Raw genomic sequence first — 23,917 nt, forward strand, 5'->3', positions numbered from 1 at the left:
ATCAATGCTTTGAGCATATCCTTATTGCCAAATCCGATTCGGATTTGACGGGATATGCTCCAGGTGAAAACGACCTGCCGGAAGAAGGAAAGGGCGATCATTCGCCCCTTTTGCATTTTTTCTGGCTAGTTACTAGATGCGCTCGGCTTCCGGGAATGGATGTAGTTTCAGGCCATGATTCACGAGCATCTGGCAAGAGTTCTGATCTTCCCAATACCAGATGATTCGGTTATATACCAAATTGAATTCGACCAATTTCCGACCGGCATAGGCGCCAAAGCTGTTTTTCGAGTTCAAGTAAACGCAAATCATCTTCCTTCCTTTAAGGCCAACTATAGTATCCGAAATTTCCGCATCTCGAATTGAATAGGGGTCGTTGTAGTTGTTGCGGAAATAATTAATTATTAGCTTTTTGTCTTCCTGCGTTGTTCTTTCTGCAAACGAAAGCAGAGTTCTCGCTCGTTCCGCTGTTATGCAGCCGGTCAAAACGGTGCAGGCGATGACAACGCCGAAGAGGCGTGACCAGTTTCCTGTTTTCATTGCCTATTCTCTGGTTGTAAATTTATTCAATGATAAATCTATAGTTGCATAGGCGCCCAGGTAAACTCAACCGGATTCTGGAACCGTGGCGTGCCGCGCATAAGTATCTGATTTATATCAGGTCCTGAAGCCGCTCCCACGAAAGGCCCGCAATGGTTGCAGGATATGGTGGGGCTTCCGCGACCTATGCCTGTTCAGCCGCGTGGCTGTCCATGCCGGCATAGGCGGCGATGGCGCTGGCGAAGTCGGCGCTTTTCGGGTCGAGCTCGCCTGTGATGCGGCCCTTCTGGATCGTCAGGATGCGATCCGAGAGCGCGGTGATGAATTCCAGGTTCTGCTCGACGAGGATCATCGACAGGCCGCCTCTGGCCTTGATGCGAAGCAGCGTCTCGATGATCTCCTCGATGATCGACGGCTGGATCCCTTCCGTTGGTTCATCGAGAAGAATGAGGCGCGGCCTGGAACACAGGCAGCGGGCAAGCGCGAGCAATTGCTGCTCGCCACCGGACAGCGCTCCGCCCTTGCGGTCCAGCAGCCGGTGGAGACGGGGGAACTCCTCAAGTACTTCATCAACAACCGCGGCGTCCTCGCGGGCTGCCGCGGCAAGCCCCATGCGCAGGTTTGCCATCACTGTCAGGTCCGGAAATATGTCGCGGCCCTGCGGTACAAGGCCAAGGCCGAGACGCGCCCGCCGGTAGACGGCGGCCTTCGAAATATCCGCGCCAGCCAGGATCACCTTTCCCGCAAGCAACGGCAGGCTGCCTGTCAGGGCGCGCATCAGCGTCGTCTTGCCCATGCCGTTGTGACCGAGGATGCCGAGAAACTCTCCCTCCGCCAGTTGAAAGTCGATGCCCGTCAGAATGGGGATGCGGCCATAAGCGACATGAAGACCGGATACCTCGAGCATCAGGCGTATTCCTTCTTGCCGAGATAGACGTCCCGTACCCTTTGGTCCTTTAACACCGTATCGGCCTTGTCCTCCATCAGGATGCCGCCCTGGTGAAAGACGGTCACCTTGTCGGCGATCATGCGGATGAACTGGATGTCGTGCTCGACGATGATGAGGGCGCGGGAAGCGTTGATCTCCCGGATGAGCTCGGCGGTGAGGCGTGTCTCCTCGTCGGTCATGCCGGCCGCCGGCTCATCGAGAAGCACCAGTTCCGGGTCGCCGGCCAGCACCATGCCGATCTCGACCCATTGCCGCTGGCCGTGGGACAGATGGCCGACGGGCACCATGGAACGATGCGACAGGCGGATGCGCTCGAGAATGTCCCGTGCGATCCTCCGCGCCGTGGACGGCGAATTGCGCCGTCTCGCCGCAAGCCAGATGTTTTCGTGGACATCGAGGCCGTTGAAGACGTTGGGAACCTGGGTCTTGATGCCGATGCCCAGGCGGGCGATCTCATGGGGGGCGGAGCCGGCAATGGAGCGGCTACGAAAGGTAATTTCGCCGGCAGTCGGAACATATTGGCCGGACAGCATCTTGAAGAATGTGCTCTTTCCGGCGCCGTTCGGGCCAATGAGGCAGCGCAGTTCCCCGGGAGCAAGCGAAAAGTCGACCGCGTCGACGGCGACGACACCGCCGAACAGCATGGTCAGCGAACGCGTGGAGAGGAGAGGGGCTGCGGTATCGGTCATCACTCCGCCCCTGCCGGCCGGTCGGCAATGGCGCGGCCGGCGTTGTCCCGGCTGAACATGTAAGCCAGGCGCGAGCCTGCCTGAGTGGCGATGTGCTGCAGAGTCGGCATCAAGCCGCGCGGCAGGAGAAGAACAAACCCGATCAGCACCGCGCCGAGGATGAGATTGGCGTTGAAGGTCTGCTGGGTGCCGATGCGACTGACGATGTACTGAACGAGAATGCAGCCGACCACCGGCCCGATCAACGTGCCGAGGCCGCCGATGGTGACCCAGATGATGATTTGCGCCGACAGCGCCAGGCCGAAGATCGTGGGATTCACAAAGGCGCCCCAGTTCACATAGAGGGCACCGGCAAGCCCGGCGACCGCGCCGCCAATGACAAACACGATCAGCTTGATGAGCCTCGGATCGTAGCCGAGCAGGGAGGCGCGGACTTCGTTCTCCTTCACCGCAACCGCAATACGGCCGAACGAGCTGGCAAGGAGCAGGCGCAGCAGCACATAGACGGCGACCAGCGTGCCGGCGGCGACATACCAGCTGGCCTCCGGTTCGAGCACGGCGGCGGGGTCGAACGGCATGTTGAAGGTCGGTACCGCCGGCATGCCGTTGAAGCCGCCAAGGGCAGCGTCGCCGATGCGGTATTCGTCACCGGCGGTGGAATTGACGACGTTGAAGAGGATCAGCGTCACCGTCAGGGTGATCACCGAGAAATAGACGTCGCTCACCCGGCCGTAGAACGTGAAATAGCCGAGCAGCGCGGCGAAGGCTGCCGGCAGCGCGATGGCGAGAAGGATCGCCGGGGTGGAATCGCCGAAGTTGATCGCCGCGACCGCATAGGCGTATCCGCCCAGCCCGAAGAATGCCGTCTGACCGAAAGAGAGGATACCGCCGAATCCCCAGATAAAGCCGAGACTGAGCGCCAGTACGGCCATGGAGGCGAAGAGGGTCAGCTCGATCAGATCGAAGAGATCGAGCAGCATCGGCGCCGCGGCGATGGCAACGACGGCGAGGATGAGGGCGGTCAGCTGCGCAGCGGTTTTTACGGCCAAGGTCAGAGGCTCCCTTTGAAAAACCTTGCGGAAATGCCCTGGGGCAGAAGACGGATCAGAACGATCGCCGACAGGAACACGATGACTTCGCCGAAGACGGGCGTGGTAAAATAGGAACCGGTTTGATTGATGAAGCCGAAGACGCTGGAGGATGAAGCGGTGCCGGCCAGGATTGCCGAGCCGCCGCCGACGACGGTGATGAAGGCTTTGGCGACAAAGGCGGCGCCCATTTCCGGTCCCACGCCGGACACAGGCGCCAGCACGCCGCCGGCGAGCCCGGTCAGGGCGGCTCCGATGCCGAAGGTCTGCATGTAGACACGGTTGGGATTGACGCCGAGCGCGGCGGTCATGCCGGGGTTCTGCATGGTGGCGCGCGAGACGAGGCCGAAGCGCGTCCGCCGCAGGAATATAAAGACCAGTCCGAGCAGCGTGGCCGACAGAACCACGAGAAAGAGCGTGTAGTAGCTCGACCGGTAGTCGCCGATCTCGAAACCGCCAAGCGGTGTGGGCACACCCTGGATCGTGTTGCCGAAGGCGGTGGTCACCGCGCCGGTGATGAAGAGGCTCAGCCCCCAGGTCGCCAGCATGGTATCCACCAGCCGGCCATAGAGAAAACGGATCAGGCAGCGCTCGATCACGATGCCGATCGCACCGACCGTGAGCGGTGCGATGACGAGCATGGCGATCCAGATATTGATGCCGGCATTGGCGGACAGGACCGTCGCGTAGGCGCCCAGCATGACGAATTCGCCATGGGCCAGGTTGATGATCCGCATCATGCCGAAGATCACCGCCAGCCCCAGCGACAGAAGCACCAGGGTGGCGATGCCGCTCAGCACGTCCAGGGTCAGGACCGCCGCAAGATCCATGCTTCGAGGGCTCCCTTCGATCCGGCCGACGTCAGATGTCGATGACGTATTGCTTGTTTTCCGAAGGGTTCTTGACGAGGTCGCATACACCGGCCGTGTCGAGCGGCTTCTGCTGCTCGTAGCGCTCGCGCACCGCCCACTTGCGGTCTTCCACCTCGGCGATATAGGCGTTGCGCGTCACGTGGTGCGTCGCGCGGTCGACGATCACCTTGCCGGTCGGCCCGTCGACGGAGAGGCCTTCCTCCAGCGCGGCGATGATCTTCTCCCGGTCGAGGCTGCCCACGGCCTTGACCGCTTCCGCCCACAGCATGAAGCTTTCATAGGAGACCGCCCCGGGCTCGCTGACATAGGGCACGTCCGGGAAAGCCTCCTTGAGTTTCGACAGGAAGGCGTTGTTGGCGGGGGAATCGAGTTCCTCGAAATAGCCGTAGGAGGCGACGACACCGGTGCTTTCGGCGTCGTCCAGCGTCGCCTGCTCGTTGACGATGCCGAATGTGGTCGAGGCGATGGGGATCTGCGTCTTCATGCCGGCGGCCGTCCACTGACGGTAGAACGACGTGTGATTGCCGCCGACCAGCGCCGAAAGGATGATGTCCGGCTTGGCCGCCTGGATCTTGCTGATGGTCGGGCCGAAATTGGTGACGTCGAGCGGGAAGAAATCGACCGCCAGCGTCTCGCCGCCATTGTCCTGCACGTATTTGCGCATCCATTTGGCGGTGATCTGGCCGTAATTGTAGTCCGCGGCGATGATATAGGCCTTCTTGCCCCACTTGTTCATCGCGAAGGGCACGAGCTTTTCCACCGTCTGGGCCGGCGTCGTGCCAAGGCTGAACGAATTGCGGTCGCAGACGCCGCCTTCGTAAAAGGTGCTGTAGAAATAGGGCACCTTGTAGCGGTTGAAGGTCGGCCGGATCGCTTCGCGAGAGGCGGAGGTGACGCCGCCGAAAACCACGGAAACCCTGTCCTTCAGCGCGAGCTGGCGCGCGAATTGCGAATAGAGCTGGATGTTCGACTGCGTATCGTAGTGGACAAGCCTGAGAGGCCTGCCGAGCAGGCCGCCGGCCGCATTCGCCTGGTCGATCGCCAGCGTCAGGCTGTCGACCATGGGAGTGCCGGTTGCGGCGATCGGTCCGGACTGGTCGTGCAGGCCACCGATGACGATCGGATCATCGGCGCCGAAGGCGCTGCGGGTGAAAAGAGCGGGAGCGGCGAGCGCGAGGCCTGTTCCCGACAGGGTTGTCTTCAGAAACGTGCGCCGTGAAAATGTCATCTCAGTGCTCCCTTCCGCATCTCCCTAACGGAATTGTATTTGAAAGCACGATATCTGAAAATGCAAATAAATTATTTGCGCTCAATTTTTGCGTGTATCTGGCGCGGTTTATCATACCAGCTATGCAGGCTTCGATATTGAGCGGGATGCGTAAGCTGATAGGGTCGTCGCGCTTGCCTCCGACGGGAGGATCGGGCGAGTTTCGTCCGACCGATCCGCTTCCCCCAACCAGACGCTCGACCGAGTGCACGAACTGAAGAATTCATGACCGCATTGAGCGAGCCACCGACCGAGGTCGGGCCTTCCTTTTTCCAATCCTTCTTTCGCGGCATGCAATCGATGGTGTCGATCCCGGCGCTTATTCTTACCGCCGCCTTCGTGGGGTATGCCGGACTTGCGCGCGAAAGCGGGCTGACACTCGGTCACACGCTCGTCCTCGCCGGTCTCGTCTGGGCGCTGCCGAGCGTGGTGGTTCTGACGGGAGCGCTGACATCCGGAGCTTCCATGCTGACGGCGGCGATCGCCGTCGCGCTCGCTTCCGTTCGCCTGATGCCGATGACGGTGGCGCTGATGCCGATGCTGCGGGTGGAAGGCAAGACCAAGCGCTGGCAGCTGCTGATCGCGTCCCATTTCGTGGCGGTGACGGCCTGGGTCTATGCGATGAAGCACATGCCCGACATGCCGCGGGAGGCGCGGCTGCCGTTTTTCCTGGGCTTTGCGGGCGGCCTTTCGAGCTTCGTTGTAATGATGACGGCCGTGTCCTACCTCGTCATCAGCGACATGCCACCGATGGTCGCCGGCGCGCTCTTCATGCTCACGCCCGTCTATTTCACCTGCTCGCTCTGGGGTGCATCGAGGCTTTCCTACGACAAGGCGGCCATGATCCTGGGGCTGTTTCTCGGCCCGTTCTTCCATGTCTACGCGCCGGGGCTGGATCTTCTCTGGACCGGGCTGGTGGGCGGCACGCTCGCCTATGCCGGCGTCAAGGCCTATCGGAGGGCGGTCCAGTGAGCGAGACCTGGTGGTGGCCTTACCTGATGATCATCGTGGCCGGATGGCTGGCCACGGATATCTGGCGCTGGCTCGGCGTCCTGGTGGGGGGCAGGCTGCGCGAAGACAGCGAAGCGCTGATGTGGGTGCGGGCGGTCGCGACCGCGCTAGTCGCCGGCGTCATTTCACGGCTGATCCTGTTCCCGACAGGTGCGCTCGCCGGCTCGCCGCTTGGCCTGCGCATTGCGGCGGCATCCATCGGCTTCGTTGCATTCCTGCTTTCCCGGCAGAAGGTCGTGGTCGGGGTGCTGACCGCCGAGGTGGTGCTCGTCGTCGGCTGGCTGGCAATCGGTGGGGTCCGGTAGGATGCGGGGGCAAGTTGCCCCCGTTGCCGCTTCCTGTTCAGCCGATGACTGCCCGGATCTTGGCCGTGTGCTCGGCCAGAAGCTCTTGCGGTGCCATTTCGCCGGTATGCGGCTTCAGCTTCACGCCCTCGAACCGGGGAATGACGTGGACATGGGTGTGGAAGACGATCTGCCCGCCTGCAGGCTCCGAAAACTGCTGGATCGTCGTGCCGTCGGCGTTGAACGCCTCGACCACTGCGCGGGCAAGCTTCTGCGCGGTCGCCATCACCGCGAACAGGTCCTCTTCCGCGATGTCCAGAATGTTGCGTGATGCTGCCTTGGGAATGACAAGGCAATGGCCGTCGCCGCGCGGCATGATGTCCATGAAGGCCAGTGTCTTGTCGTCCTCGTAGATCTTGTGGCAGGGCAGTTCGCCCCTGAGGATCTTGGCGAAAACATTCTGGTCGTCGTAGGCGGGTTTCGTCATCTCAGCGGTCTTTCCGTGATGCGCTCTTCAGGTCCCGGCGCTGCAAGGCCAGGGGCCTGTCTGTTGTTGAGGAATAGATTCAACGCCTTCCCAATTCGATTCAAGAATGCGGAAAAAGATGAATCATTGGAGTCCCTTATCCGGCGGTGTTTCAGTCTTTCGGAAAGGCGAATGTTCGGAGAGTACCTCGCTCTCCACCTGCACGGCCGCGCGCTCGTGTTCCAGATAGTCCGCAACCGCGCGCCGCAATCCGCCGTGGGCGATCCAGTGGGCTGAACGGGTGATGGTGGGAAGGTACCCGCGAGCCAGCTTGTGGGCACCCTGGGCGCCGGCTTCCACGCGCTTCAGTCCGCGCGAAATGGCGAATTCGATCGCCTGATAATAGCAGACCTCGAAATGCAGGAAGGGGTGGTCTTCGAGGCAACCCCAGTTGCGGCCGAACAGCGTATCCGAGCCGATGAGGTTCAGTGCGCCGGCAATCGGCCTGCCGTCCCGCTTCGCCATGATCAGGAGCACCCGGTCGGCGAGTTTCTCGCTGAGAAGAGAGAAGAACAGGCGATTGAGATAGGGGCGGCCCCATTTGCGGCTGCCCGTGTCCATGTAGAAGGCGTAGAAGGCGTCCCAGTGGGCTTCGGTCAGATCGGTGCCGGTTACCCACTCGATCTCGATGCCGGCCTCAAGCGCCTCCCGCCGCTCCTTGCGGATCTGCTTGCGCTTGCGCGAAGCGAGGGCCGCGAGGAAGTCGTCGAAGTTCCCGTAGCCTTCATTCTCCCAATGGAACTGCTGGTCGGTGCGAAGCAGATAATCTTCCTCGCCCAGGATCTCCCATTCTTCCTCGGTCATGAAGGTGATATGCGCCGAGGAAGCGTGCGTGTGGCGGCAGAGTTCGGCAAGGCCGCCAGACAGGGCGCGGATCGCCGCCTTGCGGTCGATCGTCGGGCCGGTGAGGAACCGGCGGCCGGTGGCCGGCGTGAAGGGGACCGAGCACTGCAGCTTCGGATAATAGTTGCCGCCGGCACGAAAGAAGGCGTCCGCCCAGCCGTGGTCGAAGACATATTCGCCCTGCGAATGGTTCTTCAAATAGCAGGGGAGCGCTGCATGAACAGGGCCGCCGATCTCCTCCAGAAGCAGATGCTGACCAAGCCACCCGGTTTTCTGCGTCGCGCAGCCGGATTCTTCCAGCGCGGATAGAAAGGCGTGCGAAATGAAAGGGTTGAATGCGGGTACTTGTCGAGGTGATTCAGCTCCTTCGCAATCCGATTCAAGAACTTCAGATCCTGATTCAGAAAGCGAACCGGCGGGTGCGAGCCTGCCGCGGGGCTCAAGCTTCCAGCCGGGATTGGCAAGGCCGTCCCAGACGTTGGCCGGAACCTCGGCAAGCGAACTGACGACCCTGAGCTGGAAATCCCGGGTATCCTCGGCTTGGGCGGTCAAGCGGGTGCCTCGTTGGATTGGTCTGGCGGTGGAGGGAGCATGGACGACCATCTACGCTCCCGCAAACGCCATTAAAACTAAGCCGCTCCGCGGGAACCGCAAGGCGGCATCAGTGCGTAACTATTGCGCAATCGTCTTTTCCGGCTGTCCGGCCTCCGGATCGAAGCCTTCGAAGACGATCTGATCGGCGAAGAGCTCAGCGCGTTGGCGGTCTGTCTGATTGCGCACCGTCCAGGTGATCAGCGGCTTGCCGAACCAGCGATTGAGGATCGCCGGGCCGGGGGCAGGCAGATCGCGGACGCTGTAGGAAACGAAATGCGGCCTCGTGCGCGGCGCGTGCAGCAGATGGCGCAGCATGAAGCGCTCTATCCGGCTGAACTGCCCCCAATCCTTGGGGTCGCGCGTGGAGTCGGCGACGATGCCCCGCGGCAGGTCCGGAGCAACCTCTCGCAATACGCTGAGCATGTCGGGATCGAAGGACTTCACCACTACCGGTCCGTCGTAGCGGGCGAGCCGCTCGGCAATCCGCGTGACGAAGGCGCGCTGCGAATCCCGCCGGTTATGCGACTTGATCTCGATGCAGAGCCCGACCTTGCCATCCACCAGGGCAAGCAGGTCGTCCAGGCGCCAGAGCTTGTCGGTAGTGCCGCGCATCGGCACGTCCTTCAACTCGTCGAACGTCCTGGCAATGACCGGTCCGGTTTCGAAGGTCAGCCGGTCGAGATCGTCGTCGTGAAAGACAAGCGCGTCGCCATCGGCCAATTCCTGCACATCGACCTCGATGTTGAAATTGCGCTCGATCGCCGCCGCAACGGCGGAAGGCGTATTCTCGATGCGGCCCTCGGCGGCATTGTGGTAGCCGCGATGCGCGATCGGGCGGGCGGTAAGCCAGGATATGTCAGGCATGGGTGCGGAACCGGAAAGGCAGGTTGTGAAAGGCGCGCCAATGAAGCGTCGCGCCGGGCTGGCCGGGCCAGAATGGGCCGGCGCCGGGAAAAGGGCGCCGGCCAGGAGGTCAGGAGACCTCGAAGATCGCCTCGACTTCAACGGCGACGCCGAATGGCAGGGCGGCAACGCCGACTGCGGAGCGGGCATGGCGGCCCTTTTCGCCGAGCGCCTCGACCATGAAGTCGGACGCGCCGTTGACGACCTTCGGCTGATCGCCGAAATCGGGCGTGCAATTCACGAAGCCGACAAGCTTGACCAGCCGTACGACCTTGTCGAGATCGCCGAGGGCGGCTTTGGCCTGGGCAAGCAGGTTGATGGCGCAAAGCCTGGCGGCCACCTGGCCCTGCTCGACACCGTAGTCGGCGCCAAGCTTGCCCTTGTGTTCAATACCGTTCGGCCCCATGGGAATCTGACCGGAAATGAAGAGCTGCGAGCCGGTGCGCACGAAAGGCACGTAATTGGCGGCAGGTGCCGCCGCCTGCGGCAGCGTGACCCCAAGGGCGGCCAGCCGTTGTTCGATTTCGCCGGACATTGTGTCCTCCTCGATAATTCAACCGGGGGCGACCTTGGCGCAGAATCGGGGGGGCTTCAAGCGGCTGCCGGAGGGCTTTTTCAACCGTTGTCCCGCCCATGAACGGAAGTGCTGGCCTGTCGCCCGTATTTGAGCGAAAATCGGCGGTAAATCGGGATTTCGGCGTTCAGGAGAAATTGATGGGAATTGGTGATCAGGCGTACCGGACACTTCTGGCGCTGGGCCTTGCGATCGGCGCGATGGCGGGTGCCGCTCCGAGCGCATTTGCCGGCATCGAATTGATGCCGCATCGGGCCATCTATGACATGGAACTGGGCCAGGCGGACGACGACGCGGGCATTGCCGGCCTTTCCGGCCGCATGGTCTACGAATTCACGGGCGGCGCCTGCGAGGGCTACAGCGTTTCATTCCGGTTCGTGACCGAGCTATCGAGCGCGGAAGGCGGCGTGCGGGTGACCGATCTGCAGACGACCTCGTTCGAGGAGCCGTCCGGCAAGGGCTACCAGTTCCTGACGAAGACCTTCATCGACCGCCAGTTAGCCGAGGAAACGCGCGGCCGCGCCGAACATGCGAATGGCGGCGTCGAGGTGGAACTGAAGAAGCCGTCCGAGAAGACCGTGGACCTCAGGAACAAGGTGCTTTTCCCCACGCAGCATCTGCAGGCACTGCTGGCGGCCGCCGAAAAGGGCGATGCGGTCTTCGTGGCGGATGTGTTCGATGGCTCGGAGACCGGCGAGAAGGTTTATTACACGACCTCGATCATCGGGCAGCAGCGCAAGGGCGCGGGCAAGCCACAGGAAGATGCGGAAGCCGCGGTCTCCAAGCTGGATGGGCTGACGCACTGGCCGGTGACGATTTCCTATTTCGAGGACGACACGGATGCGGGTGGCGAGAAGACGCCGGTCTATCAGCTCGGCTTCCTGCTCTACCAGAACGGTGTGAGCCGCCGTCTGGTCCTCGACTACGGCGAGTTCAAGATCCGCGGCCATCTGGTCGAGTTGGAGCCGCTCGAGCCGGCGGATTGCGCCAGGGCGAACTGAGCAGGTCCAAATCCGCAGGACACGGAAGCTTCAGGCCTGACCCGGATCGCGGCGGCGTTTCTGGCCAAGCGTCAATCCGAGTTCCACCGATCCCTTGCCGAAGCGGGAACGCAGATCGTCGATCGCGCGTTCCGCCTTGGCACGCTGGCCGGATTGCCGGTCAACCAGATCGTCCGGATCGGCAAAGGCCGCATCCGCCAGATCGCTGACGCCGATGCCGATCAGGCGGAACCGGCGGCCATTCGTCTCCGCCCGCAGCAGTTCGTCGCCGACCCGGCTGATCCGGTCGGCAAGCTGGGTGGGGTCGGCAAGCGTGCGCGAGCGGGTGATCGTGCGGAAATTGTCCGTCTTCAGCTTCAGGGTGATGGTTCGGCCCGACAGGCCGGCCGTCTTGCAGCGCTCCGAGACCTTTTCCGCAAGCCGCCGCAACACCGGCCGCAAGGCCTCGTAGGCGGCAAGGTCCACGTCGAAGGTCGTTTCCGCGCTGACGCTCTTCGTCTCGCGCTCCGGGGATACGGAGCGATCGTCCTTGCCCCGGCTGAGCTTGGCCAATCGCAGTCCCATTGCACCGTAGCGGCGGGCGAGATCGGTCGCGTCCATGCCCTGAAGCTGGCCGATCGTATGGATACCGTCGCTCGCAAGCCTCTCCTGGAAGACCTTGCCGACGCCCCAGATGAGGCCGACCGGTTTCGTCGCAAGAAAGCTTTCGGCCTCCGCAGCGCCGATCACCGAGAAGCCGCGCGGCTTTTCCATGTCGGATGCGATCTTTGCCAGGAACTTGTTGGGCGCGAGGCCGACCGACACGGTCACACCGACCTCGGCCTCGATAGATCTGGCAAAGCGGCCGAGCGTCTCGGCGGCACTGGCATGGTGAAGACGCTCGGTACCGGACAGATCGAGGAAAGCCTCGTCGATCGACAGCGGCTCGACCATCGGGGTGAGGGCACGCATTCTTTCGCGGATCTCGCGACCCACCCGGACGTATTTTTCCATGTCCGGCTTGATCACCACCGCATCCGGGCAAAGCTCCATTGCCTTGAACATCGGCATCGCCGAACGCACGCCCGAAATGCGGGCTATGTAGCAGCAGGTCGAGACGACGCCACGTTTTCCTCCGCCGACAATCACCGGCAGATCGCGCAAATCCGGATTGTCGCGCTTTTCCACCGAAGCGTAGAAGGCGTCGCAGTCGATATGCGCGATGGCGAGCCTGTCCAGCTCCTCATGCTTTACGAGACGAGGGCTGCCGCATGCCGTGCAACGATGCGCGGTGACCGGTGGCCGCGCGCCGCAATCGCGGCAGAGCGCTCGGCTGGAGGCTGCGCTTTGCGAAGGTCCGATCGGTCCGCCAGGCGATGTCATCTGCGCCCGAAAGCAAGGGGTTGCGTGCCGACTCAGCCGCCGAGCACGCCCTCAATATAGGTCCGGGTCTGGTGCCAGTCATTGGTTTTCAGTCCCAGTCCCTCCAGTGGCTCAGCGGTCGCGAGGAAGCGGGCGTCGGCAATGAACTGGATCAGCACCGCATTGGCCAGCGAGGCGCGCACCGAACGCAGGTTCGACGGGCTATCGTCGATGAAGATCACGCCTTCCCGGCGGCCGGCGGCAAGGGCCGCAACCGCGCCGCCTTTCGGTCCGCGGTTGGTGACGAGCGGAAAGGAAATGCCGTTTCTTTCCAGCAGGGAGGTGCGCACCGGCTTGTTGTGGCCGCCCGGAAGATTGGTCAAAAGCACGATGTCGGCGAATTCGGAAAGCGCGTTGAGGCTATCGGCCGCGCCATCCACCAGTCTTTGCTCTCCGGCGTGCGCGTCGAAAAAGCCCTGGATCATCGAGCGGACGGTTTCGTCGTTCGCGGGACTTCCGTCCAATGCGCTGATGTTTCCGATCAGTTTGTAGACGTGGCTGTCGAAGCGATAGCCGCGCTGGCCGATATACTCCTCCAGGTGGGGAATGAAGTGCAGCACGACTTCGTCGATGTCGCAGACGATGAGGGGACGCGTGCCTTTCGGCAACACCGAGATCTGGGTGAGCGTTGCCGGTTCGACGGGATGAGGTTCGGCCATCTTCGGGTCAGATCTCGTTGCGTTGCTGGGCTTCGAACAGGATGTGATGGGCGGCGGCCACCATCGTCGGGCGGTAGCCCTTGGTTTCGCTGAACGCCAGGAGCAGCGCCTCATGCTCCATGTAGAATTCCAGGAGCCCCAGCAGGAACTCGGGATCGCCGGCGGCCTGGCGCAATTCGCGCGGGCCAATGCCGGACAGTGCGAGGAAGCGACCAAGGTGCTCAAGATCCTGGGCAAGATATCCAAGGGCGTCGGTCGCAAGCGCCTCGGCGCTTTCGAGCGTCAGGGACTTGTGGCTCCCGGTGGTCATTAATGTTTGCCTTTCCGAAACGAATTCACCGTAGGATAGTCGCCAGTTCAGGAACCCTGGAGGTACCTCGGTCGCCCGATTTGCGACAGATGTTTTCCCTTTCAGGACCTAAACAGGGGGTGGGGCCAGCGCTACTGATGCCGGGTTCACTTTTCGCGGAAGGATCGCTTCCGCGCAAGCGGAACCGGCAAGCTCAAAGGGGGATCGGAGGCGATCCGCCGGCCGGCAAGGCGTTCAGGCGAAGGCGGGAATGATGCCGAAAACTGTGCTGATCGTTGAGGATAACGAGCTCAACATGAAGCTGTTCCATGACCTCCTGGAGGCGCATGGCTATGAGACATTGCAGACGCGGACGGGGATCGAGGCGCTTGAACTGGCGCGCACCCACCGGCCGGATCTGATTCTGATGGACATCCAGCTGCCCGAAGTTTCGGGGCTCGAAGTTACCAAGTGGATCAAGGAGGACGACGAGTTGAGGACCATTCCGGTCATTGCCGTCACCGCCTTCGCCATGAAGGGCGACGAGGAGCGAATCCGGCAGGGCGGTTGCGAAGCCTATATTTCCAAACCGATTTCAGTGGTGAAGTTCTTGGAGACGGTTCGCTCCTATCTGGGCGAATAGGTCTCGTTTCGGGGTCTGGGGAATGACAGGGCGCATACTGGTCGTCGACGATGTGCGGGCCAACGTCAGGCTGCTGGAAGCGCGGCTGCTCGCCGAATATTTCGAGGTGAAGACGGCTTCGCGCGGCGAGGACGCGTTGTCTGCTGTCGCGTCCTGGCCCTGCGACGTCGTGCTGCTCGACGTGATGATGCCCGGCATGGACGGCTTCGAGACCTGCCGCCGGTTGAAGGCCGATCCGCGCAGTGCGCACATACCCGTCGTCATGATCACTGCGCTGGACCAGCTGGAGGACCGGATCAAGGGGTTCGAAGCCGGGGCGGACGATTTCCTCACGAAGCCGATCAACGACATGGCCCTGGTCACGCGCGTGCGCAACCTGATCGCGCTGAAGCGGGCCACCGACGAGCTTCGCATGCGTGCCCAGACCGGATCGGCCTTTGGTGCGGACGACGCCGACGACTGCGCCAGAGGCGCGCCATGCGCGAAGCTGCTTCTGGTTGACGATCGCGCGAGCTCGTCGGAACGCATTACCGCAATGCTTGGCGATGATCATAACGTCGACGTCGAAAGCGACGCACAGCAGGCTTTCTTTCGTGTCGCGGACCAAAGCTACGACGGCGTTCTGGTCAGCCTGTCGCTGAACGACTTCGACCCCTTGCGCCTCTGCTCGCAGCTGCGGGATCTGGAGCGGACGCGGCAGGTGCCTATCATGGTGCTTGCGGAGCCCGACGATCAGCCTCGCGTTTTGCGCGCGCTCGAACTTGGCGTGAACGACTATCTGCTCCGGCCGGTGGATCGCACCGAACTGAAGCTGAGGGTCCGCTCCCAGGTTGCCCGCAAGCGCGCCAACGACCGCCTGATCAACGACGTCCAGAAGACGATCGCGCTCGCGGTCACGGACGCCCTGACGGGGCTCTACAATCGCCGCTATCTCGAAACGCACCTGCGTACGCTGCTTCGCCAGGCGAGGGAACGCGATGCCGAGCTTTCCGTGCTGACGCTCGACATCGATTACTTCAAGACGGTCAACGACACGCACGGCCATGACGCGGGCGACGATGTGCTACGCGAGTTCGCCCGCCGCATCCGCGCCAACATCCGCGGCCTCGACCTTGCCTGCCGTTTCGGCGGCGAGGAATTCGTGATCGTCATGCCGGATACCGACCTGTCGATCGCCAACAAGGTGGCCGAGCGGATCCGCCGGCTCACGGCCTCGGCTCCCTTCCTGATCGGCAGGGACGGCGCCAAGCTAGATGTGACGGTGAGCGTCGGCGTTTCAAGCTATCAGGGCGAAACGGATACGCTCGACGAATTGCTCAAGCGGTCCGACAGGGCGCTTTATGCCGCCAAGCGCGAAGGGCGCAACCGGGTAGTGTCCCTTGCCGCGTAGCGAGCGTGTGTGCAAGTTTCTCCCCCGGTGAACGACGGGCCGTCTTCTGGGTCGGGAATTAACCGTGTTGCTTTACTAAAATTCTAAATAGCTTTTAGCCAATTTCGTTCTTTTATTGATTCGCCAGCTCATCGCGCTAATCTGCAGATAATCAAAGGGCGCAACGCTCAATTCACTCCGAATATTCGGGTGAAAGCTTTGCGAACCCTTTAGATGCCCTACGGTGATCTCAGGTCCGCCGCATCTCCTGGATTCCGTGGGGTGGGTCGGCAGCGGTGCAGGTATGGAGTGGCCTCCTCGTGTCGCCTGCATCGCGCCGACCGCCTCTTTTGCCCAGAAAAATCAAATCGGTAAGCGGGTGCCTTCAGCAAGGTACGCCTTGGACCTTGCTGTTTCGGGCAGGGCTTTTCCGAAAAGCAAAAAGGGCGCCTGAGCGCCCTTTCATCAAACCCGGGACAACAGGTCCGGGACGATTACTTGATTTTCGCTTCACGGAACTCGACGTGCTTCTTCGCGACCGGGTCGTACTTACGCTGTACCATCTTCTCGGTCATGGTGCGCGAGTTCTTCTTGGTCACGTAGAAAAAACCGGTATCAGCCGTCGAGACGAGCTTGATCTTGATGGTGGTCGCCTTGGCCATCGCCTTGATTCCTGCCTGTGTCGCTGCCTGGAAGGCAGACTGCATCCTGCCCGATAGTAAGAGAATGTCGCAAGATGGGCGACGCGCTCGGCCGGGCGATTGGGTGAAAAACTCGGCGCACCATAAGGATCACCGGAACAAAGTCAAGCGGCTTTCCGCGCACGCCTGCTGCTTATCCGCAGCAGGGCAAACAGGGCGAAGACGCCGAAAAAGGCGGCAGCGACAAAAGGCAGACCTTGCGCTCCGAAAAGGGTGAGGCCGGCACCCATCGTAGAGGGGCCGAGAAGCATGCCGGCCGAATACATCATGACGAAGGCGGCATTGGCTCCGGCAAGGGCTTTGCCTCTGTAGCGGGCGCCAAGGTGCGTCAGGCCGATCGTATACAGGCCGGCGATGAAACCGCCCCAGATGAAGAGCACCGCGATCAATAGCCAGAGGTTTCCTGACACGGTGGGCATGAGAAGGGCCCCGGCGGCGCCGATGGCCGCGCAGAGAAACAGCAGCCAGCGCCGGTCGAAACGGTCGGCGGCGAGGCCGAGGGGGATCTGAAGCACCACATTGCCGAGTGCGACGGCGGAGACGAGAAGGGCGGCTTCCGACGGCGCAAGTCCGATCCTCACGCCGAATACGGGCAGGAGCGACAAGGAACCCGATTCCACGGCGCCGAACACGAGGCCCGCCAGTGTTCCCAGCGGAGCGCCCACCAGATAGGTGAGAAGCGGCAGCGAGCCGCCTTCGCCGTGGCTGGGCGGCTCGTCGTTGCGGGCGAGGAGCACGGGAACCGCGGCCGCGACGAGCAGGGCCGCGCCAGAGACAAAGGGAACCAGCCCCTGCGTTCCCGTCAACGTGAAAAGGAGGGGCCCCGCAGCGAAGCCGATCGATAGCACGGTCGCATAGATGCCCATCACCAGCCCGCGCCGGCTGTCTGGCGCCAGCGCGTTGATCCAGTATTCCGAAAGGATGAAGGCGACCGTCACGGCTCCATGAAACAGGAAGCGCAGGGGAAACCACATCCAGAAGGCCGTCGCGTAGTAAAAGCCGATCAGCGCCAGGGCCGCGAGGGCAACGGAATAATAGGTGGCGCGGGCCGTGCCGATCCGGAACGCGAGGGCGGGTGCCAGCGGCGTCACCAGAAGTGCGGAGATGCCGGCTACCGCCGTGTTCAGCCCGATCCAGGTGCCGGATATGCCGCGCGCTTCCAGCGTCAGGGCAAGAAGCGGCAGGCTGAGGGACAGGCCGATGCCGACGGCGGTGATGGCGGAAATCGCGGCAGTGATGCCGCGCAGGCGGCTGGCCGAGAATGCTCCGCTTCCGGATGAGGATGCGTCCATCGATCAAACACTCCAGCAGCCAGGGCGGATTCGACCGTCAGGGCGAGCCGTTCCGAATGGGCGGCATCTTAAATCAATTCGCGGATGAAACCGGTGCGTCGCCAGTAATAGAAGGGAACCGCGGTTTCGGGAGCAAGGTCCGGGTCGGCGGAAAGGCGGTTCTGCAATTCCTCGATGATCGTCAGCGTGATCGTCGGCAGGTCGAGAGATTTTGCCGCATCGAGCGTCAGCCAGTCGACTTCCTCAAGCTCCCCGGACGGGCCGGTTCCCTCGGGCAGGCGGTCGGCGATTTCGTCCGCGAATACGGCCAGGAACCGCGTGTCGAAACGCCGTGGGCGGCGCGGCGGCGTGATCGCGCGGGCAACCATGCGGAACGGCGACAGGTCCAGGGCAAGGCCGCGCTCGGAAAAGGCGGCGAAGTCGCCCTCGCCCTGCCAGGGATCGCCTGCCCGGCGGGCAACGAAAACGCCGGCCTCCTCGAAGGTCTCGCGGATGGCGGCCACGCCGAAGGCGCGCTGGCGCGCTTCGCTCCTGGGGCCCTTCATCTCATGGGCGAGTTTGGCCGCGACCTGCGGGTGATAGGAGGCCGCGACCGGCACGCGGGAATCCTGCGGGTCGACCCGCCCGCCCGGAAAGACGAACATGCCCGGCATGAACTTGTGGCGTTCGTGCCGCCTGCCCATCAGCACCTTGATGTCGCCATTTCGCTGACGGTCCAGAATGAGCAAGGTCGCCGCATCCTTCGGACGAAGGTTCGGAAAGTCCATCTTCCGCTCGGCGGAGGAGAGGCGGGCGACCAGGCCGTCGCTCATTGAGAAGCAGCCCCTTCGGGTGCGGAATAAAATACCTCGTCCGGGTCGCCGGCTTCGGGGTCGAAGCCGTGCATGTAGAGACCCCACTGCAATCCGATTAGCGCGCCCTTGATCGGCCGCAGGAAGAAAAGCGCAGAGAAGATCGTGAGCGGCAGCCACAGCGCCATATGGATCCAGATCTCCGGGCGATAGGCGATTTCAACCGCCAGCGACAGCGGAATGATGATGTGGCCGACGAGGAAGATCGTGAAATAGGGAGGCGCGTCGTCGGCGCGATGGTGATGGAGCGCCTCGCCGCAAGCGTCGCAATTGGTCCGGACCTTAAGATAGCCGTCGAAAACGCGGCCATTGCCGCAGGCGGGGCACTTGCACATCGTGCCGCGCAGTACGGCCTGGCCGGTATTGCGTTTCGGCTTCGCGGGCAGGGTTCCGGCGGGTTCGCCGGTTTCGATGATAACGCTCATGCGCGTCGGCCCTTCTTCTGACGGTGCCTGCCGGCGCGTGCCGGCGCCTTGCCTGCCCGTCGCCCGGCCGACTGCCGGCCTGTCTTCGATTTGTCCGACAGATAGCGGCCCTCGCTCAGAAGTTCAAACCGCAACGAGCCCGCGAAGGGGGCCGCCTCGACCAGGCGGACCTCCACGGCATCGCCAAGTTGGTAGGTTTCCCCTGTGGAACGGCCGATCATGGCGTGCGACACTTGGTCGTAGTGGTAGTAGTCCTCGCCGATGGTCGAAGCCGGCACGAAACCGTCCGCCCCGGTATCGTTCAGTCGCACGAAGAGCCCGGACTTGACGACGCCGGAGATGCGGCCCTGGAAGATGGCGCCGACCTGGTCCTTGAGCCACAGCGCGATCAATCGGTCGATCGTGTCGCGCTCCGCCAGCATTGCCCGTCGCTCGGCGGCGGAGACTTCCGCGCCGATCGCTTCGAGCTTCGCCTCGATCCCGGCGGGCAGCCCATCCTCCCCGAAGCCGAGCGCACGGATCAGTCCGCGGTGGACGATCAGGTCAGCGTAGCGGCGGATCGGCGAGGTGAAATGCGCATAGCGGCGCAGGTTCAGGCCGAAATGGCCGATATTGACCGGCGCGTATTCGGCTTGCGCCTGGCTGCGAAGAATGACCTCGCTGACAAGCTGCGAATTCGGCGTTCCCTCCACCTGCTTCAGGATGCGGTTGAACGCGGTGGGCCTGAGGCCGCCGCGCTGGGCGAGCTTGATGTCCAGCGTCGACAGGAAATCCTTCAGTGCTTCCAGCTTTTCAGGGCTCGAAGCGTCGTGGACGCGATAGAGCAGGGGCGTTTTCTTGCGTTCCAGCGCCTCCGCCGCGGCGACATTCGCCTGGATCATGAATTCCTCGATGAGCTTGTGCGCATCGAGGCGTTCGGGAACGTAGACGCCCTCGACAAGGCCATTCCTGTCGAGGCGGATCTTGCGCTCCGGCAGATCGAGTTCCAGCGGTTCGCGGGCGTCGCGTCCCCGCTTCAGTGCGGCATAGGCCCTCCACAGGGGCTTCAGGACGCCATCGAGCAGCGGATCGGTCTTCTCGTCCGGACGCCCGTCGATCGCCGCCTGGGCCTGTTGGTACGAAAGCTTGGCGGCGGAGCGCATCATGACGCGGTGGAAGCTGTGGGTGAGCTTCTTGCCATGCGCGTCGAAGGTCATTCGGACGGCAAGCGCCGGCCGGTCTTCCTTCTCGCGCAGGGAGCAGAGGTCGTTGGAAATGCGCTCCGGCAGCATCGGGATCACCCGGTCGGGAAAATAGACCGAATTGCCGCGTATATGCGCTTCGCGATCCAGCGCCGAGCCCGGCGTCACATAGGCCGCGACATCGGCGATGGCGACGCTGATGACGAAGCCGCCGTCATTGTCTGGATTGTCGTCGTCGGCCGCGTGTACGGCGTCGTCATGATCTTTCGCATCCGGTGGATCGATGGTGATGAGCGGGAGGCTGCGCCAATCCTCGCGGTTCGCCATCGCGACCGGCTCGGCCTCTTCGGCCTCTGCCAGGACCTTGGCCGGAAAGCGGTGCGGAATACCATGTGTGTGCAGCGCGATTTCGGAAACGGCCATTTCCGAATTCATGGAACCGATGCGGTCCAGCACCCGGGCGCGCGGCATGCCGTAGCGGCCGACGCGCGTCACCTGAACGGAAACGAGATCGCCGTCTTTGGCACCCTTGAGATCGGACGTGTCGACTTCCAGCTCGCGCTGCTTGCGGTCGACCGGCTCAAGCCGCGCCGGCACTCCGGCTCCCCGCAGGTGCAGCACCCCCAGAATTGCCGTCTGCTGGCGTTCCAGCAGCTTGATGATGCGGGCCGTACGTGCCGCCTCCCGGCCCGCCGGCTGGTCGGTCAGGCGGACCAGCGCGCGATCGCCGACGCCGCCGGCGGGCCCGGGCCGGCGATGGCGCTCGGGCAGTACGAGGATCTTTGGCGGTGTGCCGTGTTCCTCTTCGTCCCACTGGACCGGCTCGCCAAGCAACTCGCCGTCGGCGTCGCGCCCGATCAGGTTGACGACGAGAACCGGAGGCAGGTCGCCGGGGCGGAACAGGCGCTTCTGCCGCGTCTCGACAATGCCTTCCTCGGCGAGTTCCTTCAGCAGGCGCTTCAGATGGATGCGCTCGCCACCCTTGATGCCGAAATGCTTGGCGATCTCGCGCTTACCGACCTTGCCTGGCTGTTCGGCGACGAAGGCGAGGATTTGCTCGCGGCTTGGCAGGCCGTCATCCGCACCGCCGGTCGACGACCGGGCCTTCTTCTTCTTAGAGGGACCGGAGGTCTTCAAGATGCTCCTTCCGCTGCGCCTTGCGCCTTCTTGCGCCCGCCGGAAGCGGCCTTGCTCGCGGTTGTCTTTTTGGCCGTGGTCTTTTTGGCGGTTGTCTTTTTCGCGGCAGGCTTGTCGGAAGAAGCGGCCTTTCCGTTCGCCTTGGCCTTGGATGCCTTGGCCTTGCCCTTTCCGGAACTTGCCGCCTTGGCATTCACCAGCTCGACGGCCTTCTCCAGCGTCACCGTTTGCGGGTCGCTGCCCTTCGGCAGGGTGGCGTTGACCTTCTGCCATTTGACGTAAGGCCCGTAGCGGCCGTCATAGACGGCAATCGATCCGCCGTCCGGATGGTCGCCAAGCTCCTTCAAAGGTGCAGCCGTGCCGCGGCCGCCGCCGGTCTTCGCCCGCTTTTGCGCAAGCAGGTCAACAGCCCGGTTGATGCCGACGGAGAAGACCTCGTCCGCACTCTCCAGATTTGCATAGGTCCCATCATGCAGGACGAAGGGACCGTAACGCCCGATACCTGCGGAAATCGGCTTGCCGTCTTCGGGATGCGCGCCGATTTCACGCGGCAGCGAGAGCAGGCGAAGCGCCTTTTCCAGGTCCAAGTCGGCCGCCGACCAGCCGCGTGGCAGCGATGCCCGCTTCGGCTTGGCATCCTCGCCCAGTTGGACATAGGGGCCGAAACGGCCGCTTCGCAGCGTGACGTCTTCGCCCGTTTCCGGGTCCTGGCCGAGGAGCTTCGGTCCGTCGCTGGCCGCATCGTCCTCGCCATTGCCATTGGCCGAAAGCTGGCGCGTGTAGCTGCAGGGATTTTCCTCGTTGCCGTAGTTCGAGCAGCCGATAAAGGCGCCGAATCGGCTGACCTTGAGCGAAAGCGTGCCCTTGCCGCAGGCCGGACAGACGCGCGGGTCCTTGCCTTCCTCCATCACGGGGAAGATATGCGCGGCAAGCAATTCGTTCAGCGCATCGAGCACTTCCGAGACGCGCAGGTCCTTGATGTCCTCGACGGCACCGGAAAAATCGCGCCAGAAGTCGCGCAGCACGTCGCGCCACTGCAATTCGCCGGCCGAGATGCGGTCGAGCTTTTCCTCCAGGTCCGCCGTGAAATCATATTCCACGTAGCGGTTGAAGAAGCTTTCCAGGAAGGCGGTGACGAGACGGCCCTTGTCCTGTGGCACGAGGCGCTTCTTGTCGAGTTCGACATAATCGCGGTCGCGCAGGGTTTGCAGTGTGGAGGCATAGGTGGAGGGGCGGCCGATCCCGAGCTCCTCCATCTTCTTCACCAGCGTGGCTTCCGTGTAGCGCGGCGGCGGCTCGGTGAAATGCTGGCTCGCCTCGATGAACTGCCCTTCGGAATTGGCGCCCCGGCCAAGCGTCTCATTGGCGGTAACGGCCGGCAGACGGGCGTTCTCCTCGTCTTCCTCGTCGTCGCGGCCTTCCTGATAAAGGGTCAGGAAGCCGTCGAACCGCACGACGGAGCCTGTCGCGCGCAGATCCGCGCGGCGGGAGCCGGCGCTGGCCTCAACATCGATCGTGGTGCGCTCCAGCAGGGCGGATTCCATCTGGCTCGCGATGGTGCGCTTCCAGACGAGTTCGTAGAGGCGCGCCTGATCCACGTCGACGAAACGGGCAACATCGCGCGGCCGGCGGGAAAGCTCTGTCGGGCGGATAGCCTCGTGCGCTTCCTGTGCGTTCTTGGCCTTCGAGGAATAGTGCCTGGGCTTTTCCGGAACGTATTTGTCGCCGTAGTCCTGGCCGATCACCTTGCGCGCGCCGGCAATCGCCTCGCCGGCGATCTGAACGCCGTCGGTACGCATGTAGGTGATGAGGCCAACCGTCTCGCCGCCGATATCCACGCCCTCATAAAGCTTCTGCGCGATCTGCATGGTGCGCTGGGCGGAGAAGCCGAGCTTGCGCGAGGCTTCCTGCTGCAGCGTCGAGGTGGTGAAGGGTGGATAGGGATGGCGCTTCTGCGGCTTCGATTCGATCGAGGCAACGCGGAAGGAAGCGCTCTCGAGCAGAGCCTTCAAATCGTCGGCCTGGGCCTTCGACTTGATGTCGAGGCGGCCGAGCTTCTTGCCGTCGGCGCCAACGACCCGGGTACGCAGCGCATCGCCGGAAGAGGTCTTAAGATTGGCGGCAATCGACCAGTATTCCTGCGATACGAAGGTCTCGATGTCCTGTTCGCGGTCGCAGATGAGCCTGAGAGCCACCGACTGCACACGGCCGGCGGAGCGTGCGCCGGGCAACTTGCGCCACAGTACCGGCGACAGGGTGAAACCGACCAGATAGTCGAGCGCGCGGCGGGCGAGATAGGCATCGACCAGCGGCGCGTCGATCGGGCGCGGGTTCTTCATCGCCTCGAGGATCGACTGCTTGGTGATCGCGTTGAAGACGACGCGCTCGACAGGCTTGTCCTTGAGCACCTTCTTGGCGAGCAGCACCTGCAGAACGTGCCAGGAAATCGCTTCCCCTTCGCGATCCGGGTCGGTCGCGAGGATGAGGCGGTCGGCATCCTTCACCGCCTTGGCGATATCGTTCAGCCGCTTTTGCGACTTGGCATCGACATCCCACGTCATCTCGAAATCGCGATCAGGCAGCACCGATCCGTCCTTGGCGGGCAGGTCGCGCACATGGCCGTAGGAAGCCAGAACCTGATAGCCAGAGCCAAGGTACTTGTTGATGGTCTTTGCCTTGGCCGGCGATTCCACAATGACGATATTCATCGATTTCCAAACTTGAAACTGATTGACGAAGGCCTTGCCGCACGGTCACGGACGCCGTCCGGGACGCGCGACGATCCCCAATTGAGGGCCGGCTGTCAAATGGACTGTGGTCGACCGCCG

At 62.8% G+C, this 23,917-nt stretch carries 24 protein-coding genes; 5 read left to right on the forward strand and 19 right to left on the reverse strand.

Translation table 11 applies throughout. The features are described 5' to 3' along the window. Window positions 1-132 precede the first annotated feature (132 nt). The 6 genes from H2509_RS12740 to H2509_RS12765 all read right to left on the reverse strand — a co-directional run bounded on the left by H2509_RS12740 (window position 133) and on the right by H2509_RS12765 (window position 5,366). On the reverse strand, window positions 133-540 hold the full coding sequence (locus tag H2509_RS12740) for a hypothetical protein (protein WP_182165947.1): 408 nt from the start codon (window positions 538-540) through the stop codon (window positions 133-135). A gap of 184 nt (window positions 541-724) precedes the next feature. After that, complete coding sequence (locus H2509_RS12745; RefSeq protein WP_182166103.1) at window positions 725-1,456, reverse strand: ABC transporter ATP-binding protein; 732 nt, start codon at window positions 1,454-1,456, stop codon at window positions 725-727. Continuing rightward, window positions 1,447-2,178, reverse strand: a complete 732-nt coding sequence (locus H2509_RS12750) for an ATP-binding cassette domain-containing protein (RefSeq protein ID WP_182165949.1) — start codon at window positions 2,176-2,178, stop codon at window positions 1,447-1,449. The genes H2509_RS12745 and H2509_RS12750 overlap by 10 nt, the downstream gene beginning before the upstream one ends. Continuing rightward, on the reverse strand, window positions 2,178-3,233 hold the full coding sequence (locus H2509_RS12755; protein ID WP_235974924.1) for an ABC transporter permease subunit: 1,056 nt from the start codon (window positions 3,231-3,233) through the stop codon (window positions 2,178-2,180). Before H2509_RS12755 ends, H2509_RS12750 begins: the two co-directional genes overlap by 1 nt. Further along, on the reverse strand, window positions 3,230-4,096 hold the full coding sequence (locus H2509_RS12760; protein WP_182165951.1) for a branched-chain amino acid ABC transporter permease: 867 nt from the start codon (window positions 4,094-4,096) through the stop codon (window positions 3,230-3,232). The genes H2509_RS12755 and H2509_RS12760 overlap by 4 nt, the downstream gene beginning before the upstream one ends. A gap of 31 nt (window positions 4,097-4,127) precedes the next feature. Continuing rightward, a complete protein-coding gene (locus H2509_RS12765; RefSeq protein WP_182165953.1) occupies window positions 4,128-5,366 on the reverse strand; it encodes an urea ABC transporter substrate-binding protein in 1,239 nt (412 codons plus the stop codon). Between the two features lie 264 nt (window positions 5,367-5,630). Between H2509_RS12765 and H2509_RS12770 the strand changes: the two genes are divergently transcribed. Continuing rightward, window positions 5,631-6,377 carry an AzlC family ABC transporter permease gene (locus tag H2509_RS12770; protein WP_182165955.1) on the forward strand — a complete coding sequence of 249 codons (747 nt, stop codon included), beginning with the start codon at window positions 5,631-5,633 and terminating at the stop codon, window positions 6,375-6,377. Window positions 6,378-6,403: 26 nt separating this feature from the next. Then, the gene (locus tag H2509_RS12775) at window positions 6,404-6,721 is read left to right on the forward strand and encodes an AzlD domain-containing protein (RefSeq protein WP_182166107.1); all 318 of its coding nucleotides are present in this window, start codon (window positions 6,404-6,406) and stop codon (window positions 6,719-6,721) included. Between the two features lie 37 nt (window positions 6,722-6,758). Here the strand turns inward: H2509_RS12775 and H2509_RS12780 are convergent, their stop codons facing one another. From H2509_RS12780 to H2509_RS12795, 4 genes are all read right to left on the reverse strand, one after another. Next, the gene (locus H2509_RS12780) at window positions 6,759-7,187 is read right to left on the reverse strand and encodes an HIT family protein (RefSeq protein WP_182165957.1); all 429 of its coding nucleotides are present in this window, start codon (window positions 7,185-7,187) and stop codon (window positions 6,759-6,761) included. Window positions 7,188-7,310: 123 nt separating this feature from the next. Next, window positions 7,311-8,621: a GNAT family N-acetyltransferase gene (locus H2509_RS12785; protein ID WP_235974912.1), complete on the reverse strand. Its 1,311-nt coding sequence runs from the start codon at window positions 8,619-8,621 to the stop codon at window positions 7,311-7,313. A 120-nt stretch (window positions 8,622-8,741) separates the two neighbouring features. Beyond that, window positions 8,742-9,527: a glycerophosphodiester phosphodiesterase family protein gene (locus H2509_RS12790; protein WP_182165961.1), complete on the reverse strand. Its 786-nt coding sequence runs from the start codon at window positions 9,525-9,527 to the stop codon at window positions 8,742-8,744. Window positions 9,528-9,636: 109 nt separating this feature from the next. Then, entirely contained in the window at window positions 9,637-10,101 is a 465-nt protein-coding gene (locus H2509_RS12795) for a RidA family protein (RefSeq protein ID WP_182165963.1), read from the reverse strand. 179 nt (window positions 10,102-10,280) lie between these two features. Here H2509_RS12795 and H2509_RS12800 point away from each other — a divergent pair, with 179 nt between their 5' ends. Next, entirely contained in the window at window positions 10,281-11,141 is an 861-nt protein-coding gene (locus H2509_RS12800) for a cell envelope integrity EipB family protein (RefSeq protein WP_209001944.1), read from the forward strand. Between the two features lie 30 nt (window positions 11,142-11,171). Here the strand turns inward: H2509_RS12800 and H2509_RS12805 are convergent, their stop codons facing one another. Genes H2509_RS12805 through H2509_RS12815 form a run of 3 tightly spaced genes read right to left on the reverse strand, consistent with a single transcriptional unit; the run spans window position 11,172 to window position 13,511 of the window. Continuing rightward, window positions 11,172-12,503: a DNA polymerase IV gene (locus tag H2509_RS12805; RefSeq protein ID WP_182165965.1), complete on the reverse strand. Its 1,332-nt coding sequence runs from the start codon at window positions 12,501-12,503 to the stop codon at window positions 11,172-11,174. A 32-nt stretch (window positions 12,504-12,535) separates the two neighbouring features. Continuing rightward, a complete protein-coding gene (locus H2509_RS12810) occupies window positions 12,536-13,201 on the reverse strand; it encodes a hypothetical protein (RefSeq protein WP_182165967.1) in 666 nt (221 codons plus the stop codon). Window positions 13,202-13,208: 7 nt separating this feature from the next. Continuing rightward, complete coding sequence (locus H2509_RS12815) at window positions 13,209-13,511, reverse strand: DUF3572 domain-containing protein (RefSeq protein ID WP_182165969.1); 303 nt, start codon at window positions 13,509-13,511, stop codon at window positions 13,209-13,211. Between the two features lie 253 nt (window positions 13,512-13,764). Between H2509_RS12815 and H2509_RS12820 the strand changes: the two genes are divergently transcribed. Beyond that, on the forward strand, window positions 13,765-14,133 hold the full coding sequence (locus H2509_RS12820; RefSeq protein WP_182166111.1) for a response regulator: 369 nt from the start codon (window positions 13,765-13,767) through the stop codon (window positions 14,131-14,133). A gap of 22 nt (window positions 14,134-14,155) precedes the next feature. Then, on the forward strand, window positions 14,156-15,523 hold the full coding sequence (locus H2509_RS12825) for a PleD family two-component system response regulator (RefSeq protein WP_182165971.1): 1,368 nt from the start codon (window positions 14,156-14,158) through the stop codon (window positions 15,521-15,523). 473 nt (window positions 15,524-15,996) lie between these two features. On the opposite strand, the gene rpmG is transcribed toward H2509_RS12825, so the two are convergent. The 6 genes from rpmG to topA all read right to left on the reverse strand — a co-directional run bounded on the left by rpmG (window position 15,997) and on the right by topA (window position 23,797). Continuing rightward, the gene (rpmG, locus tag H2509_RS12830) at window positions 15,997-16,164 is read right to left on the reverse strand and encodes a 50S ribosomal protein L33 (protein ID WP_182165973.1); all 168 of its coding nucleotides are present in this window, start codon (window positions 16,162-16,164) and stop codon (window positions 15,997-15,999) included. Between the two features lie 143 nt (window positions 16,165-16,307). Next, on the reverse strand, window positions 16,308-17,495 hold the full coding sequence (locus tag H2509_RS12835; RefSeq protein WP_182165975.1) for an MFS transporter: 1,188 nt from the start codon (window positions 17,493-17,495) through the stop codon (window positions 16,308-16,310). A 68-nt stretch (window positions 17,496-17,563) separates the two neighbouring features. Further along, complete coding sequence (locus H2509_RS12840) at window positions 17,564-18,307, reverse strand: NUDIX hydrolase (RefSeq protein WP_182165978.1); 744 nt, start codon at window positions 18,305-18,307, stop codon at window positions 17,564-17,566. After that, window positions 18,304-18,771, reverse strand: coding sequence for a DUF983 domain-containing protein (locus tag H2509_RS12845; protein ID WP_182165980.1), 468 nt, complete (start codon window positions 18,769-18,771; stop codon window positions 18,304-18,306). Before H2509_RS12845 ends, H2509_RS12840 begins: the two co-directional genes overlap by 4 nt. Then, on the reverse strand, window positions 18,768-21,089 hold the full coding sequence (gene rnr, locus H2509_RS12850; protein ID WP_235974914.1) for a ribonuclease R: 2,322 nt from the start codon (window positions 21,087-21,089) through the stop codon (window positions 18,768-18,770). The genes H2509_RS12845 and rnr overlap by 4 nt, the downstream gene beginning before the upstream one ends. Further along, entirely contained in the window at window positions 21,086-23,797 is a 2,712-nt protein-coding gene (topA, locus tag H2509_RS12855) for a type I DNA topoisomerase (RefSeq protein ID WP_182165982.1), read from the reverse strand. The genes rnr and topA overlap by 4 nt, the downstream gene beginning before the upstream one ends. Window positions 23,798-23,917 lie beyond the last annotated feature (120 nt).

Origin of the sequence: Stappia albiluteola (assembly GCF_014050225.1) — a bacterium.
Taxonomy (GTDB): Bacteria; Pseudomonadota; Alphaproteobacteria; order Rhizobiales; family Stappiaceae; genus Hongsoonwoonella; species Hongsoonwoonella albiluteola.

What these genes read in the sequence shown, in the direction of transcription:
- H2509_RS12740 (WP_182165947.1), bottom strand. Translation starts at nt 540, where the DNA reads ATGAAAACAGGAAACTGGTCACGCCTCTTCGGCGTTGTCATCGCCTGC.
- H2509_RS12750 (WP_182165949.1), bottom strand. Translation starts at nt 2,178, where the DNA reads ATGACCGATACCGCAGCCCCTCTCCTCTCCACGCGTTCGCTGACCATG.
- H2509_RS12760 (WP_182165951.1), bottom strand. Translation starts at nt 4,096, where the DNA reads ATGGATCTTGCGGCGGTCCTGACCCTGGACGTGCTGAGCGGCATCGCC.
- H2509_RS12765 (WP_182165953.1), bottom strand. Translation starts at nt 5,366, where the DNA reads ATGACATTTTCACGGCGCACGTTTCTGAAGACAACCCTGTCGGGAACA.
- H2509_RS12770 (WP_182165955.1), top strand. Translation starts at nt 5,631, where the DNA reads ATGACCGCATTGAGCGAGCCACCGACCGAGGTCGGGCCTTCCTTTTTC.
- H2509_RS12775 (WP_182166107.1), top strand. Translation starts at nt 6,404, where the DNA reads ATGATCATCGTGGCCGGATGGCTGGCCACGGATATCTGGCGCTGGCTC.
- H2509_RS12780 (WP_182165957.1), bottom strand. Translation starts at nt 7,187, where the DNA reads ATGACGAAACCCGCCTACGACGACCAGAATGTTTTCGCCAAGATCCTC.
- H2509_RS12790 (WP_182165961.1), bottom strand. Translation starts at nt 9,527, where the DNA reads ATGCCTGACATATCCTGGCTTACCGCCCGCCCGATCGCGCATCGCGGC.
- H2509_RS12795 (WP_182165963.1), bottom strand. Translation starts at nt 10,101, where the DNA reads ATGTCCGGCGAAATCGAACAACGGCTGGCCGCCCTTGGGGTCACGCTG.
- H2509_RS12800 (WP_209001944.1), top strand. Translation starts at nt 10,281, where the DNA reads ATGGGAATTGGTGATCAGGCGTACCGGACACTTCTGGCGCTGGGCCTT.
- H2509_RS12805 (WP_182165965.1), bottom strand. Translation starts at nt 12,503, where the DNA reads ATGACATCGCCTGGCGGACCGATCGGACCTTCGCAAAGCGCAGCCTCC.
- H2509_RS12810 (WP_182165967.1), bottom strand. Translation starts at nt 13,201, where the DNA reads ATGGCCGAACCTCATCCCGTCGAACCGGCAACGCTCACCCAGATCTCG.
- H2509_RS12815 (WP_182165969.1), bottom strand. Translation starts at nt 13,511, where the DNA reads ATGACCACCGGGAGCCACAAGTCCCTGACGCTCGAAAGCGCCGAGGCG.
- H2509_RS12820 (WP_182166111.1), top strand. Translation starts at nt 13,765, where the DNA reads ATGCCGAAAACTGTGCTGATCGTTGAGGATAACGAGCTCAACATGAAG.
- H2509_RS12825 (WP_182165971.1), top strand. Translation starts at nt 14,156, where the DNA reads ATGACAGGGCGCATACTGGTCGTCGACGATGTGCGGGCCAACGTCAGG.
- rpmG (WP_182165973.1), bottom strand. Translation starts at nt 16,164, where the DNA reads ATGGCCAAGGCGACCACCATCAAGATCAAGCTCGTCTCGACGGCTGAT.
- H2509_RS12835 (WP_182165975.1), bottom strand. Translation starts at nt 17,495, where the DNA reads ATGGACGCATCCTCATCCGGAAGCGGAGCATTCTCGGCCAGCCGCCTG.
- H2509_RS12840 (WP_182165978.1), bottom strand. Translation starts at nt 18,307, where the DNA reads ATGAGCGACGGCCTGGTCGCCCGCCTCTCCTCCGCCGAGCGGAAGATG.
- H2509_RS12845 (WP_182165980.1), bottom strand. Translation starts at nt 18,771, where the DNA reads ATGAGCGTTATCATCGAAACCGGCGAACCCGCCGGAACCCTGCCCGCG.
- topA (WP_182165982.1), bottom strand. Translation starts at nt 23,797, where the DNA reads ATGAATATCGTCATTGTGGAATCGCCGGCCAAGGCAAAGACCATCAAC.